Raw genomic sequence first — 13725 nt, forward strand, 5'->3', positions numbered from 1 at the left:
AAGTCAACCATTTTTTGAATGACTTTTCTTTGTTGGAATAACAATACTGTTTCACATGTAGTCTCCCACCTATTCACCATTTTACCTAATGTTCGACTTTTTTCAATACCTCCCTACGTAACTTTTTGACAAAAAGTTTTGTTACATAACTGTAAAGTTATCATTCTCCTATTTATGATACACTTGGAATAGTGTGAAAATGTCGAAATTGTAAGAACAGTGGCGGAGTGAGGTGGATGATGTGAGGCGGCTTGTATCAGCGTTGCTTTTCGTTTTTCTCTTTCCTTCATTCGCGTATGCAGATAGTTACGATCGGCTCGTTCCCCTTGCGAAAAAATATGTCGGGGTGCCGTATCAGTTCGGGGGAAGTTCGGAAAAAGGGTTCGATTGTTCCGGGTTTACGCGTCATGTGATGAGCGGCGTTGGCGTCACGTTAGCGCGCACGACAGCGGAGCAATATAAGCAAGGAAGTGCGGTGAAAAAAGAAGACTTACGTGTCGGTGATCTCGTCTTTTTTGAGACGTATAAAAAAGGTCCATCGCATGCAGGCATTTACATTGGAGACAACGAGTTTATTCATGCCAGTTCATCGAAAGGAATTGCTGTTTCTTCATTAGATGATTCGTACTATAAAAAGCGATACATAGGAGCAAGACGCGTGCTCGCTTATGAGCAGGCAGCTGGTCAATTCGAAGATATCGGAAATGATTTTTGGGCAAATAAAGAAATTGAAGCGTTAGGAAAAAAAGAGATTGTGCTCGGGTATGCGAAAAGCTACTTTAAGCCCGATGAAGTGATGACGCGCGCGGATGCAGCAGGGCTAATCGCAGCGTATTTCGACTTCAATATGAACGATCGGAAGAAAACGTTCCAAGACGTGCCGAGCGATCATTGGGCAGTCGGTGCGATTAACGCCCTTGTCAAAGAGCGAATCGTCGATAAACAGATGACGGCGTTCCAACCGGACGAACCGATCACGCGCGAGCAGTTAGCGATGTGGTTTGCGGAAGCGTGGAAGTTAAAGCGCGGGGCAGATGTGCCGTTTACGGATGTAAAAGAAACAGATGCAGCATATGATGCGATTGAAAAACTTGTCGCAGCTGGCATTGCAAGCGGCTATGAAGACGGAACGTTTCGCCCAAAAGAAACGGTGACACGTGCGCAATTTGCGGTATTTTTCTATCGTGCAATTAACGCAAAATAGCGAGAAAGGACAAGCCTTTCTCGCTATTTTTTTTGCAATGTCCGACTGAGAAAGAGGGCAAACTGTCCGCGTGTGACAACGTCGTCCGGGCGATACGGATTGTTGCTCGTAATTTGATTATAAAAAAGCGTATTAATTGGCCCATACGCCCAATGAGAAAAAGGAACGTCGACAAACGGTCGATTCGTCGTCGGCTGTTCGTACACATCGGCATATACCCTCGTTAAAATCGCTGCCATTTGGGAGCGAGTAATGTAGTTGTTCGGATATAGTTTTCCGTTATATCCCGTCAACAATCCATACGATTCAGCAATCGCCATCTCTTTATACCACGGATCGGTCGGTTTGACGTCTTTTGCTTTCACGACATATCCTTTAGGAAGCGTTAACTTCAGCTCACGAATCAGCATAAGCGCGGCATGGCGGCGGAGTAGCCGTTCGTTTGGACGAAACGTTCCATCAGGGTATCCTGAGATAATCCCTCGTTCCGATAATAATTGTGCAGCTTCTTGCAATTCCTCCCCAACGACGTCCGGAAAAAGTGGCGGTGTAGAAACAAGCGAATCGATTGTTCCGTATTGGACACGTAACGTCGCTGAACCGCGATTAAATCCTTTTGTTGTCGGCTGGACGACGCGAAATAACGCTGTATCGACCATTGTTGAGCGGAATAGCCAAGAAACTTGACTATTTAGTTTTGCCCCATCGTATACCGTCTCATTGACTCCTTTTGGCACGCTTCCGATATAAACAGAGGCGTAGCGTCCTTCCCCATCTTGCGCATTCACGTAGACGGTCGCATCAGCATATGTGTAAAGCTTGAGCGCATATACATTATTTTTTACCGTATAGTTTGTCAGCAATAAAGGAAGCGGCGGCATCGATTCGTACGGGGCGCCAAGTCGATTTTTCCAATACGTTTGTAAAGCTGGAAGCTCAAATGGTGTCGGCAAATGAACGTTCATTTGCATATGTCCTTTTAACGCATTCGGCGAACCAAAAAGTTGCACGTAATCTTCTGCCAATATTTCAGGCATATACCATTCGTACGCTCCACTTCCATCAGCGTGGACAGACGGATAACGAAACAATTCACGCGCGGCAGCATATTGCGACATGAGCCATTCGTTCGGGCGTCGCTGTTCTTTATTCAACAAATCATAATACGTAAAATGATGCCCATACTCGTGCGCTAACGTCGTTGCCATTTCCTCAACTGTCGTCCATTCATTCCCTCCATATAAATGGATGTAGCGATTCGGGAGCAGAGCAAGTTTCGGACTGACTTGATATTGCGCAAAATATTGTCCAAGTACGTTTTGTCCTGCAGGGTAATCAGGAAAAATTTTTACACTTCCTAACAAGGAAAGTTCGGCACCGTGTTTATTTTTTAATAACTCTTGCTCAAGTTGGGCAAGCTTCGTTGCATTCCAATATACGCTATAACTTTCAAACTTTACCCCACTCGCTCCTTTATAGCGAGCGATCAGCGGATAATAATCTTCGTACGCTTGCGCCTTCGCTTTATTCGTTAAATCAACGACATCGGCGTGGACAGGCGCGTGAAAAAAGAATAAAAAAATAAATGAAAGCCAAATGAAGCGCATGCGCTGCACGTCAATCACCTCGTTATCTATGAATCTTATATTTATTTTAACACGATCGGCGACACGATGCGTCTGGAAAAAGAGAAAGGCTGCCTACCACAAGTGCAGGCAACCTTCGTTTCATCTATTTCTTCGTTATAGAGAGCGTATATGGGTTGGCGTTTGGCCGAGCAAGCGATTCTTCAACGACGACATAGTACGTTCCTTTTTTCAAAGATAGCGTGCCGATTTCAGCGTCGCCATCACCGTAATGGTCGTACGTTTGAACGACCCGTCCTTTCGCATCAAAAATGGAGATAACGCCATCCATCGTGCCTGGTACATCGAGTTTAAATGTAAATGCCCCATCTTTTTCAACAATAAATTTATAAGCATCTTTATCGCCATAATCAACAACGTTCATATATCCGCGCGCTTCGTATACGTTTCCTTTTTTCGTTAACGCGAGCGGTTTCGATGGCACGTTGTTTTTCATCATAGATGCAGCATCTTCATCTTTTTTATTGAGCGACTGAATACCAAAGTTATACGACTGAAGCGACAATCCATCCCACATAAACGAGTCGACGATAAAGAAGTAGCCGACATTTTTCTTCGCTTGGAACGAACCGTTTACGTCGTATAACGGGCTCGAACCGTTTGGATAAAACGTGACAGCTTTATTGTATTCGTCCTCGTCAATCGTCATATTTCCGTTCGTATCTTCAACAACCGATACGATTGGAATTAATGTGCCGCGCAACGCTTTCGGAAACGATGCGTTTTGTTTGCTTGGTTTTGCATAAAACGTCAACAGTTCGGTCGCTTTCCGATGTTTGTAGTAATAGTAATCGCTGTCGTTTGGAAGGACAAAGTTTCCTGTTTTCACATCGTTAACGTTCGTAACAGTTGCTTGAAGCGGTTCGTTATTTTTTTCGTTTTTATCTGTCGGTGCGTCGAGCAATTTTTTCGATGTGATGACATACGGATCGGCAACTGGCTGATAGTAGTCGTTTTGTACTGACATGTAATACGTTTTTCCTTCTTCGAGAATGAGCGTCCAATCGGATTGTTTTTTCCCTGTCATCCAATCGAATGAGTAGAACGAGTCAACTGGCACAAGATCGTCTTTTTTCTCATCGTATTCAAACAACATTGCTGACGGCATCATATCGTCAGGTGTTGCGAATGAAAATTGGTATATCGCTGTTTTCGGTACCGTTAATTTGTAAAAATCTTGGTCGTAGCTAAATTGAATAAACGCCTCAGCGCGATCACCGATGTTGTAAGGTAGAGCATTTTCTTTAATTTGTGCAACTTGTTCTTTTTCAAAGTAGCTCCAGCTTCCGTCATCGCCAATGATAATGATGTCGTTTGGTTTGCGCATATTGACAGCCGCTTTTTCGGCTTGTTCCACAGCCCCTTCTTCCGACGGCATCGGTTCACGTGCTGGGAAGCTGTCTTCATCTTGTGGGAGCGTAATCGCCTCGGCGCTTATTTGATAAGGGATCGCTGAAGCGGTTGCTTCTTTTACTCTGTTGCTTGACATTGCCATATCAAGCACCATTGGATAAAATCCGTCCATCGGTTCGCTTGACGCTTCGAGCACATATTCGACGCCCGGTTGCGCTTCAAACGTCACCGTCTCCCCTTTGCTGACGCCGTTGTTGTTTCCTGACGTGATCGGGAACGGAATTTCTTTATATTTTGCGTCTGGGTCGACTGGGCGATATAGTTCTTCAGCGAAATAAACGTTTAATGACGAATCGATGCCTGGCACAGCAGATAGCTGAAATTTCACCGTCGTCGGCTCTGCGACAGTAAAACGGAAATAGTCGCGGTCGCTTTCGTTGTTTTCTGGAACGAATGTTAAGTTTTCTAAAGAAAACGGTAATTGTTCAATCGTCGCTGGGTTTTCTTTCGTTAAGCCATCGTCCGCAAGTTCTGTAAACGACTGTACAGCTAACGTATACGTTGATTTTCCTTGTAAATTGTAGTTGCCGTTCGCATCTGTGACCCCGATCGCGAGCACACCTGGTTGTTTTGCTGTGAATAGTTTCGCTTCCATTTCACCTGCGCGGCCGTCATTCACTTGAATCGGCTTTTCAGACGTTGTTTTTCCTTCTGGATAAAAACGGAGAACAAGCTTATAGTCGTATGATGTTGACCCTTCGAGTAGCGTTTGGACACTTTCACCTTGTTGAACGTTTACTTTTACCCAATGCACTTCTTCTGATTTTGTAAGCGATCCTTTCTTGACGTACGATTCTTTCGCGTCAATAACAGGAGCTTTCGCTAAAATCGTTTCATCGTTCCATTTTTCTTTTTGCGGCACGTTTTTAATGTTATATTGCAGCGCGGCAACTGGATTGACTAGGCCGTTGCCGTACGTCAAGTCATATCCTTTTTCACCTAAATCCGTTGCGGTGCGCTCTAAAATCCATTCCACTTGATATGGTTTTAAATTCGGATATTTCGATAAAAGAAGCGATGCTACGCCTGCAACGACGGGTGATGCCATCGACGTTCCACTTAGCTCTGCAAAAGACGAGCCTTTCGCATAGTCGTAAATCGGGCTATATACGTCCGCCCCCGGTGCAACGAGGTCAACAGACGGACCGTAGTTTGAAAACTCAGCGAGCTGATTTTTACTATCCGTTGCCCCCACGCTAATGACCCCTTCATATGCAGCCGGAACGGAGTACATGTCCGTCGCTTCATTTCCTGCTGCGGCAACGACGGTAATGCCTGCATCAATCGCTTTTTGAACAGCTTCTTCTAAAATCGGTGAGCTAAAATAGCCGCCAAGGCTCATATTAATGACTTTTGCCCCTTTTTCAATCGCATATAAAATACCTTGGGCGATCGTATAATCGCTCGCTCCAAGTCCCCCACCAAACACGTCAATCGGTAAAATTTTTACGTTCGGATTCACACCATGCGCCCCAACACCGTTATTAGCATTGGCACCGATAATGCCTGCCACATGTGTCCCGTGCACGTCTTTGATTGGCGCACCTGCTGGGTTCATCGCATTGTAAGCAGGAAGGAGGCGTCCTTTTAACTCTGGATGTTTCGTATCCATACCTGTATCAATGACCGCGACAGTCACGCTATGTTTTCCCGCGAGCTTGATCGCTTTGTCCACATTTAACAGCGATAGTAAATACATATGATCTGCTTTCGGATCAAGAGAACCGAGTCGTTTGTATGTAAAACTTGGTGTCACGCTTTTGACGGCTTTTAATTTCGCATAGTTTCTCATTACCTCTTGCAAACTTTTCCCTTTTTGCACTGTAACAACGTCATAGCCTAATTGCGGAAACGACTGTTTTAATGTCGCCCCTAAACTACGATGAACGGTAGTTGGAATTTTTTCATTGTACTTTACGATAAGCGTATCGGTGCTCACTTGGTTTTGTGCATCTTCAAACTTTTTGTACGCAAGTGAAGCCGATGCTGTCGTCGTTTGTTTTTTCCACTGTGCGATTGGCGCTTCCGTCGACGCTTGGGCGACCGTTGGTACGATAAGTGATGAAGCTAAACTAACAGATAATGCGATCTTCTTCCACTTTTTCATAAAAAGCCTCCTTAAAGAGAATGTAACAAGAATGTAACATATGTATTCGCCACGGAAGGCAAATACACCTGCTATTAACGAAAAAAAGTTTCATATTTTGATAAATTTTTCTAACAATCTTACAATATCACCCAACAAACAAAAAGTAAAGAAATATTTTCCGGGTCGTGAAACATTTTGGGAACAATGGTATACTGTACGTTGAAACGATTTGATTTACAGCGAAGGAGAAGGTTCCCCATGTTGTCTTACATAAAAAAACTAGTAAACAGCGATGAACGAAAACTTAAAAACTATTACAAAATCGTTGCGCGTATCAACGAGCTTGAACCGACATTTGAAGCGTTGACAGATGACGAACTGCGCGCAAAAACAAGCGAGTTTAAACAACGGCTCGAGCGTGGCGAAACGGTATTTGATATACAAGCAGAAGCGTTTGCGGCCGTGAGAGAGACATCGAAACGTGTGCTGGGCATGCGCCATTTTGACGTTCAACTCATCGGTGGTCTTGTGCTTGCGGAAGGAAATATCGCAGAAATGGCGACAGGAGAAGGAAAAACGCTCGTTGCTTCCGCCCCAAGTTATTTGCGTGCCCTTGAAGGAAAAGGGGTGCACGTCATTACTGTCAACGACTATTTAGCTCGTCGTGACCGTGACTTAATCGGAAAAATTCATGAGTTTCTAGGGCTGACGGTTGGCTTAAATTTGCCACAAATGACACTAGAGGAGAAAAAAACAGCATACAACGCCGATATTACGTACGGTGTCGGCAACGAGTTTGGCTTTGACTATTTGCGCGATCATATGGTGTATAGCGTCGCTGATCGTGTCCAACGCCCATTTCATTATGCGATTATCGATGAAGTCGATAGCGTATTAATTGACGAAGCGAAAACCCCTCTCATTATCGCGGGTAAAACAGGCGTAAGCTCGGAACTAAGCTACTTATGCGCCCGTATCGTGAAACATTTCGTTCGCGATGAAGATTACGAATACGATGAAGAAACAAAAACCGTTAACTTAACCGAGCAAGGCATTGAAAAGATTGAAAAAGGATTCGGAATCGACAACTTATATGACCTTGAACATCAAGTGTTATATCATTACGTCATTCAAGCGTTGCGCGCATACGTCATGTTTACACGCGATGTTGATTATATCGTCAAAGACGGAAAAGTATTGCTTATTGACATGTTTACCGGCCGCCCGATGGAAGGACGCAGTTTAAGCAACGGGCTTCATCAAGCGATCGAGGCAAAAGAAGGTCTCGAACTAACCGAAGAAAACAAAATTCAAGCATCGATTACGATTCAAAACTATTTCCGTCTTTATCCGATTTTATCCGGCATGACAGGGACGGCGAAAACAGAAGAAAAAGAGTTTCAAACGTTGTATGGAATGGATGTCGTACAAATTCCAACAAACCGCCCTGTTATCCGTCAAGACTTGCCTGACCGCGTCTTTGCGACAGTCGATGCAAAATATAAAGCAGTCGCCAAAGAAGCAAAGCGCGTGCATGCGACAGGACAACCGATGCTCATTGGGACAACGTCCATTTTACAATCGGAAAAAATGGCGAAATATTTAGCGGAAGAAGGGCTGCCGTTCCAATTGCTGAATGCGAAAAGCGTTGAGCAAGAAGTCGAGCTGATTTCACGTGCTGGTCAAAAGGGGCAAATTACAATTGCGACAAATATGGCTGGGCGCGGAACAGATATTATGCTTGGAGAAGGCGTGGCGGAGCTTGGCGGATTGTATGTCCTCGGTACAGAACGTCATGAAAGCCGCCGTATCGACAACCAATTAAAAGGACGTGCTGGCCGCCAAGGTGATCCGGGACGTTCGCAATTTTTCATTTCGCTTGAAGACGATATGTTTCGTCGCTTCGCCAAAGACGAATTAGAAAAAATAAAAAAATCACTACAAGTGAACGATGAAGGAGAAGTATTAAACAAAGACATCCATGAGTTTGTCAACCGCGTCCAGCGCATTTGCGAAGGAAGCAACTTCTCTGTAAGGGAGTATAACTTAAAACTGGATGACGTATTGAACGAACAGCGTCGTACCATTTATACGCTCCGTAATCGCATTCTTGAAGCTGACGATGTCATTCCAATTGTCGTTCATATGGTGCCATCGTTTCTTGAACGAGAAGTGGCTTATACATGTCCAGAAGATGTCATCTCAGAACAATGGGACATCGCACGTTTAGTCGAAACCGTTCAAACGGTGACAAACGAACACATTGATGTAGCTGATGTCGTCGAGCAAAAAGAAGTAGTAGCGATCGTCCACCAAGCGATCTCAGCATGGAAAGAGCGTGTTCATGCATTTGAATATACCGAAGAACATCAATGGGCATTGAAACGTGCATTACTTTCGCTTATCGACTTTCATTGGACAAAACATTTAGAAGCGATGGAGTTATTGAAAGAAGGAATTGGGTTGCGCTATTACGGACAAGAAGATCCGATGCGCCAATACGCAAAAGAAGGGTTGGAACTCTTTACACTGATGTACCATCGTTTAGAAAAAGATGCTTCCCAACAACTTGCCCAGCTACTTATTTAAATTGAGGAAAGGAGATGGAACGATGTTTCCATTTTTCAAAAAGAAAAAACAAGGCGAAGATAGTACAGTTCAAGCTGGACAATTATTTGACGAGGCAGATGAACAACAAGATGAAGACGTGCATACAACGTTATCGATTCATCCACTCATGTCGCTAACGACCGAACAAAAATATTATTTTCAATACGTTAATAACGAACTGCCGCCATTGAAAAAAAATCAAGTATCACTATCAGGAATTGAATGGAAAAAAGAAGGGGATCGTTATGTTGTTACAGCGTTTGTGCGAAACAGTTTGGATCGATCGATTCGTTTTGAGCAAACACCACTGTTGTTAATTGGACCGGATGGGAAAGTAATCGGGCGAAAAATATTTCCAATGCACGAACTTGGCGACATTCCGCCAAAAAGCAGTCGCCCGTGGCGATTTGTATTTACAACAAGTGACTTATATACAGAACATATTCCAGAAACAGGATGGAAGTTAGCGTTTGAATTAAAAAAGCCACATCGACTAGATTTAGAAGAAAGTTGGGAGCAACATTTAAAAGAAGAAGATAAACAAAAACTCGAGCAACTCGTTCGTTCGCTTACCCCACCGAAACAAGGCGAAGTGAACGTGATGGGATTGCAAGCCCGCATGAACGAAGAGGGAGATTTAGTCGTCACGTTACTGATTCGCAACGGTAGCGACAAAAACATTACATTCGAGCAAATGCCATTAGTTGTCGAAGATGCATCAGGAGATATTATTGCACGCGGAGCGTTTACATTGCAGTTAGAAGTAAAAGCAAATACAAGCAAACCGTGGACGTTTATCTTTCCAAAGTCGCTCTTGCAAAAAGATGAATTTGATTTTTCTACATGGCGTGCCTATATTCCACAATAAGAAAAAGGGCTGATGTAAATCATCAGCCCTTTTTCTTTGCCTCTGGCCACCAACCGCTCTCTATTGTAAACAGAAGGAAATAGTACTACAGTTATATTTTAGCATCATTTTTTATGTTTAACAAACATATTTTTAGTTTTTTTGGTATAAATTTTTTGTTGACAAGCATATATTCCCTTCTCCTACACGTTCAAAATAAACAATATTGAATTTTCTGCCCAGAACGAATAGAAACTGAGCGGAAAGTACATAGGATGGCTCGTTCTTCAGCAGCTGTGAGGTCATTCATCGATGCGGGGATGTAACGCTTCTCGTGGTCATTCCAACGCCGTACACATATTTGCACTTTTCCTTTTCCAAATAAAAACGTAATGACAATCATTAATTGATCGTCTACCGTTTTAAAAAATAAAAATAAATCGTCTTTTGTTGTGCACGTAATCATGCGGTAGCGCATCGGTTCAAGAGGCAGCTTGTTCACTGGTGAAATAAACTGAAGTGAGTCAGAAAAGTGAATGGGTTCGATTGTGCGAGATTCATAAAATGGAGGATTCGGCTTTTCTTTAATAAGCACCTCGCACGTTTTTCCTCTTTTTTTCGCTTCATGAACAATGAAATTGGAAAAATAAATATTCATCATTCATCATCCCCCTCAAGTTTTTCCAATGTATATTTTTACATTTTTCGAATATTCATTCAACTTTTTTCGACAAAAAGACTGTTTGTTTTTGTTCTGAAAACGAACATTTTGTTTGTTTGTTCTCAAAAAGAACAAAAAATCCCCCTTTCTTCTTCTATCGTAAAAAGAAAAAGGGAATTTGGTGGAAGATGATGTTACAACATATCGGAGAACAAATTAGGCGTTTGCGCAACGCACACGATTGGACGCAAGAACAATTGGCACAGCGATTAAACGTGTCTCGTTCGAAAGTGAGTAAATGGGAAAACGGTGAAGTGCTCCCTGATTTGCAGTCGATTATCGACATGAGTGATTTATTTCGCGTCAGCACTGATTTTTTGCTCGGTAAACACCCGACAGATGAACAACTATTGCAAGAAGTACGATTAGCGTATGGGACAAATGACATGGGCGATGAGCAGTTATCCGTTATTCGCTACTTGAATGAACAGCCGAGGCTTGCAAAACGACTATATGCGTTGCAGTCATTACCGACGCATAAACGAAAACGTTTGGAAGAGATCGTCATAAAGATGATCGATGAAATGATTGAAGCATTGAAATAAAAAAAGGGGCGTTTTCTGCCCTTTATTCAATGCCGATTAATTTTTTTAAACGATATACATCTGCTTCCGTTTGCCATTGCTTTTGTGCGTGCAGTTCAAATTTGTCATGCAGCTTGTCCACTTTTGTTTCTAACTTTCCGATGCGCACATGCAGTTCTTTTACTTCTTCGCGTATTTCTCGTTTGAAACTTTCCATTTCTGCACGCATCTCTTGTTTGAAACTTTCCATCTCTGCGCGTATTTCTTGCTTAAAGCTTTCCATCTCTGCGCGCATTTCTTGTTTAAAGCTTTCCATCTCTGCGCGCATTTCTTGTTTAAAGCTCTGCATCTCTTGTTTCAAGTTTTCTATTTCCCCACGCATTTCACGTACTTCATAAAGCAATTCTTTCACTGCTTGTAACACTTGGCTTTCCACGTTTCATTCACCCCTTTCATTTTTACCCCTAGCATACCACTCCGACCATAGTCGGTCAATTGAAAAAAAGAGGCTAGCGGAGAGGATGCTAGCCAAACTGTGAGGGAGCAGTAAGAGGACACATTTTGGAAGGAAGTTGAGAGGAATTGCTTTTTATCACCTCCTCGGTCTATATGATACAAAAATACAAAAATGATGTAAAATTTCGATTTTTTAATTTTCAAGCCGATTTTTTTATTTTTTCGCCGTTTTTCAGCCATTTCTCGCAAAAAAAGTAGCCGAAAATTCAATTTTTACTTTTTCTTTTCTTTTTTTGTTACATATTCTTCATATGATATAATAAAGGCAACTACTGTTGCGAGGTGGATGCGGTGAAAACATTTAAGCTGGTTGCCCTCACACTATTGCATGAACAAAAGCAAGATATTCCACTTATTGATGGGTTAATAATCAATAAAGAAGATGAAAACAAGCAGTGGCTGATCGAAGCGTACGTCGAGCAAACATACCGCGAGCTATTTACATCGTTAAAAGAAAGCGGAGCAACGTTTGATGCGCTTGTGACCATTTCACGCAAAACGAACGATCCTGCCCATGTACGTGCGACCGTTCGCTCGATAACGATAATGAGTGAACGAATGAGTGTACTAATGGATGCGACGCTCGTCAAACGGTCGAATTTAGCTGAAGTCGTGCTTGAAGATTTAGTTCACCGTGGACTACACGGTGAAACGCTTCTGCAACAATTTAAAGAACACATGCATACAAAAAGAGGCTGATTATCCAGCCCCTTTTTGTTTGGCAATGACAACGTATCGATTCGGCGCATCCCCGATCCAGCGAAACGGATAACATGTAATTAACGTAAGCGTCGGATGCGCTTTTGGGACGAGCACTGTTTTATCATCTGGCTTGACGATGCGAATATGTTGAACGACGTACGTCCATGTTTGATCGTTCGTGCGAATGACTAGCTCGTCTCCTCGTTGAATGTCGCCAAGCTGACGAAATACCGTATCGCGATGCCCTGCTAAAATCGTATGATTACCTTTCCCCGGAAGCGCACTTCGTTCATCGAGCGCCACCCCTTTATTTAACTGTTGCAATCCTTCATAAATCGGCATGGATATGTTTAGTTTCGGCATAAAAAGCGTGCCGATCACATCACCCTGTTGTACAGTAGGTTGGTCGTTTCGTTTTACCGCTTCATACGCTTTATACCAACCGAACGCATTTGTCCAAATGAACGATGCGCTAAAAAGAAAACATGCTATCGCAACGGCTCGCATCGTTTTCCCTTCTTCCATAACACGAAGCTCACAAAGAGTAGAGCGACACCGATCAATATGTTCATCCCGTACGAAGAAGCAGTTTTCGGCATACGCGCAATAAGCAAACCGCTTTCTAAATCAAGTGCCATCTTCCCAATGTGTGCAAGTTGTTCGCTTGCATCAATCAACACGCTCGAATTCAGCCGTTCAGACGGAATATATAAATCGGCTACGAAATTTCCTCTTTCATCATACCATTCCATAACGACAGGGGCTGTCGCTGTTTCTATTTGTTCAAACGAAATCGGTTTTCGCCCATGTTCGTTTACTTCAAACACTTTCGCTTGCAGACGATACAGCGACAGCCATTCGTTCCAAAAGGTGAGCATGGCTTCCCGCTCTTTTTTCGTTAGCGGTCTGGATAAGTCACGCAGCACAAGCGTTTGTATTTGGTCGTCAAGGCGTTCAAGCGTTTGTTTCGCAGACAGCGGAGTACGTTCAATTAATCCTCGAATTTCGTTTTCCGTTAGTCCAATCGTCGCTAAAATATCGGTCATCGCTTGCATCGTATCGTAACGATCGCGGTAAAACGATAAGGCATATGCTAAATCTTCAATAAACGTATATTGTTGCAGTTGTTCGCCAAATTGTCCGAGAAGAGATTCCGCTTCTTCTTGCGTCATTTCATAACGCTGTAATAGGGCATCAAGCCGATCAGGCGTGATGGGTGTGCCTAATTGCTCTTTTAACGCCTCCAATGAAGAAAAATCTTCGATCGTCATATTCCATTTCGCTAAATAGCGCGTTAAATCGTCCATCGTCCAACCGATGTCTTGTACGTATTGTTGTAGCGCCTCTTCGGAAATGGCTGCTTGCACAGGTGTGGCAACTAAAAAAACAAATAACCATAGCACGCGCATGTATTTTCCTCCCTTATGTGTGCTATGGTTATTTTGTTCGATTA

11 protein-coding genes are annotated in these 13725 nt (G+C 43.1%); 5 read left to right on the plus strand and 6 right to left on the minus strand.

Going from position 1 to position 13725, the window contains the following annotated elements; all coding sequences use genetic code 11:
* Nucleotides 1-241 precede the first annotated feature (241 nt).
* Entirely contained in the window at nt 242-1204 is a 963-nt protein-coding gene (locus ABEV15_RS01460; RefSeq protein WP_498852177.1) for a C40 family peptidase, read from the plus strand.
* A gap of 23 nt (nt 1205-1227) precedes the next feature.
* On the opposite strand, the gene ABEV15_RS01465 is transcribed toward ABEV15_RS01460, so the two are convergent.
* Together ABEV15_RS01465 and ABEV15_RS01470 are read right to left on the minus strand one after the other, a co-directional pair.
* Nucleotides 1228-2820, minus strand: a complete 1593-nt coding sequence (locus tag ABEV15_RS01465; RefSeq protein WP_498852178.1) for an S-layer homology domain-containing protein — start codon at nt 2818-2820, stop codon at nt 1228-1230.
* A 115-nt stretch (nt 2821-2935) separates the two neighbouring features.
* Nucleotides 2936-6370, minus strand: a complete 3435-nt coding sequence (locus ABEV15_RS01470) for a S8 family peptidase (RefSeq protein ID WP_498852179.1) — start codon at nt 6368-6370, stop codon at nt 2936-2938.
* Nucleotides 6371-6610: 240 nt separating this feature from the next.
* Here ABEV15_RS01470 and secA2 point away from each other — a divergent pair, with 240 nt between their 5' ends.
* Both secA2 and ABEV15_RS01480 read left to right on the plus strand, forming a co-directional pair.
* The gene (gene secA2 / locus ABEV15_RS01475) at nt 6611-8941 is read left to right on the plus strand and encodes an accessory Sec system translocase SecA2 (RefSeq protein WP_498852180.1); all 2331 of its coding nucleotides are present in this window, start codon (nt 6611-6613) and stop codon (nt 8939-8941) included.
* Between the two features lie 22 nt (nt 8942-8963).
* Nucleotides 8964-9830: an accessory Sec system S-layer assembly protein gene (locus ABEV15_RS01480; protein ID WP_498852181.1), complete on the plus strand. Its 867-nt coding sequence runs from the start codon at nt 8964-8966 to the stop codon at nt 9828-9830.
* Between the two features lie 190 nt (nt 9831-10020).
* Here ABEV15_RS01480 and ABEV15_RS01485 read toward each other — a convergent pair whose 3' ends face one another.
* Nucleotides 10021-10470, minus strand: coding sequence for a hypothetical protein (locus tag ABEV15_RS01485; protein ID WP_498852182.1), 450 nt, complete (start codon nt 10468-10470; stop codon nt 10021-10023).
* Nucleotides 10471-10661: 191 nt separating this feature from the next.
* On the opposite strand from ABEV15_RS01485, the gene ABEV15_RS01490 reads away from it, so the two are divergent.
* Complete coding sequence (locus tag ABEV15_RS01490) at nt 10662-11075, plus strand: helix-turn-helix domain-containing protein (RefSeq protein WP_498852183.1); 414 nt, start codon at nt 10662-10664, stop codon at nt 11073-11075.
* Nucleotides 11076-11097: 22 nt separating this feature from the next.
* Here the strand turns inward: ABEV15_RS01490 and ABEV15_RS01495 are convergent, their stop codons facing one another.
* On the minus strand, nt 11098-11490 hold the full coding sequence (locus tag ABEV15_RS01495) for a coiled-coil domain-containing protein (protein ID WP_498852184.1): 393 nt from the start codon (nt 11488-11490) through the stop codon (nt 11098-11100).
* A gap of 371 nt (nt 11491-11861) precedes the next feature.
* Between ABEV15_RS01495 and ABEV15_RS01500 the strand changes: the two genes are divergently transcribed.
* Complete coding sequence (locus ABEV15_RS01500) at nt 11862-12269, plus strand: YwpF-like family protein (RefSeq protein ID WP_035018944.1); 408 nt, start codon at nt 11862-11864, stop codon at nt 12267-12269.
* Here ABEV15_RS01500 and srtD read toward each other — a convergent pair whose 3' ends face one another.
* Together srtD and ABEV15_RS01510 are read right to left on the minus strand one after the other, a co-directional pair.
* On the minus strand, nt 12270-12779 hold the full coding sequence (gene srtD, locus ABEV15_RS01505) for a class D sortase, LPxTATN-specific (protein ID WP_429633211.1): 510 nt from the start codon (nt 12777-12779) through the stop codon (nt 12270-12272).
* A complete protein-coding gene (locus ABEV15_RS01510) occupies nt 12761-13681 on the minus strand; it encodes a processed acidic surface protein (protein WP_498852185.1) in 921 nt (306 codons plus the stop codon). The genes srtD and ABEV15_RS01510 overlap by 19 nt, the downstream gene beginning before the upstream one ends.
* Nucleotides 13682-13725 lie beyond the last annotated feature (44 nt).

The sequence above is a fragment of the Bhargavaea massiliensis genome, from assembly GCF_050480245.1.
GTDB lineage: Bacteria > Bacillota > Bacilli > Bacillales > Anoxybacillaceae > Anoxybacillus.

What these genes read in the sequence shown, in the direction of transcription:
- ABEV15_RS01510 (WP_498852185.1), bottom strand. Translation starts at nt 13,681, where the DNA reads ATGCGCGTGCTATGGTTATTTGTTTTTTTAGTTGCCACACCTGTGCAA.
- ABEV15_RS01490 (WP_498852183.1), top strand. Translation starts at nt 10,662, where the DNA reads ATGTTACAACATATCGGAGAACAAATTAGGCGTTTGCGCAACGCACAC.
- srtD (WP_429633211.1), bottom strand. Translation starts at nt 12,779, where the DNA reads ATGCGAGCCGTTGCGATAGCATGTTTTCTTTTTAGCGCATCGTTCATT.
- ABEV15_RS01480 (WP_498852181.1), top strand. Translation starts at nt 8,964, where the DNA reads ATGTTTCCATTTTTCAAAAAGAAAAAACAAGGCGAAGATAGTACAGTT.
- ABEV15_RS01470 (WP_498852179.1), bottom strand. Translation starts at nt 6,370, where the DNA reads ATGAAAAAGTGGAAGAAGATCGCATTATCTGTTAGTTTAGCTTCATCA.
- ABEV15_RS01485 (WP_498852182.1), bottom strand. Translation starts at nt 10,470, where the DNA reads ATGATGAATATTTATTTTTCCAATTTCATTGTTCATGAAGCGAAAAAA.
- secA2 (WP_498852180.1), top strand. Translation starts at nt 6,611, where the DNA reads ATGTTGTCTTACATAAAAAAACTAGTAAACAGCGATGAACGAAAACTT.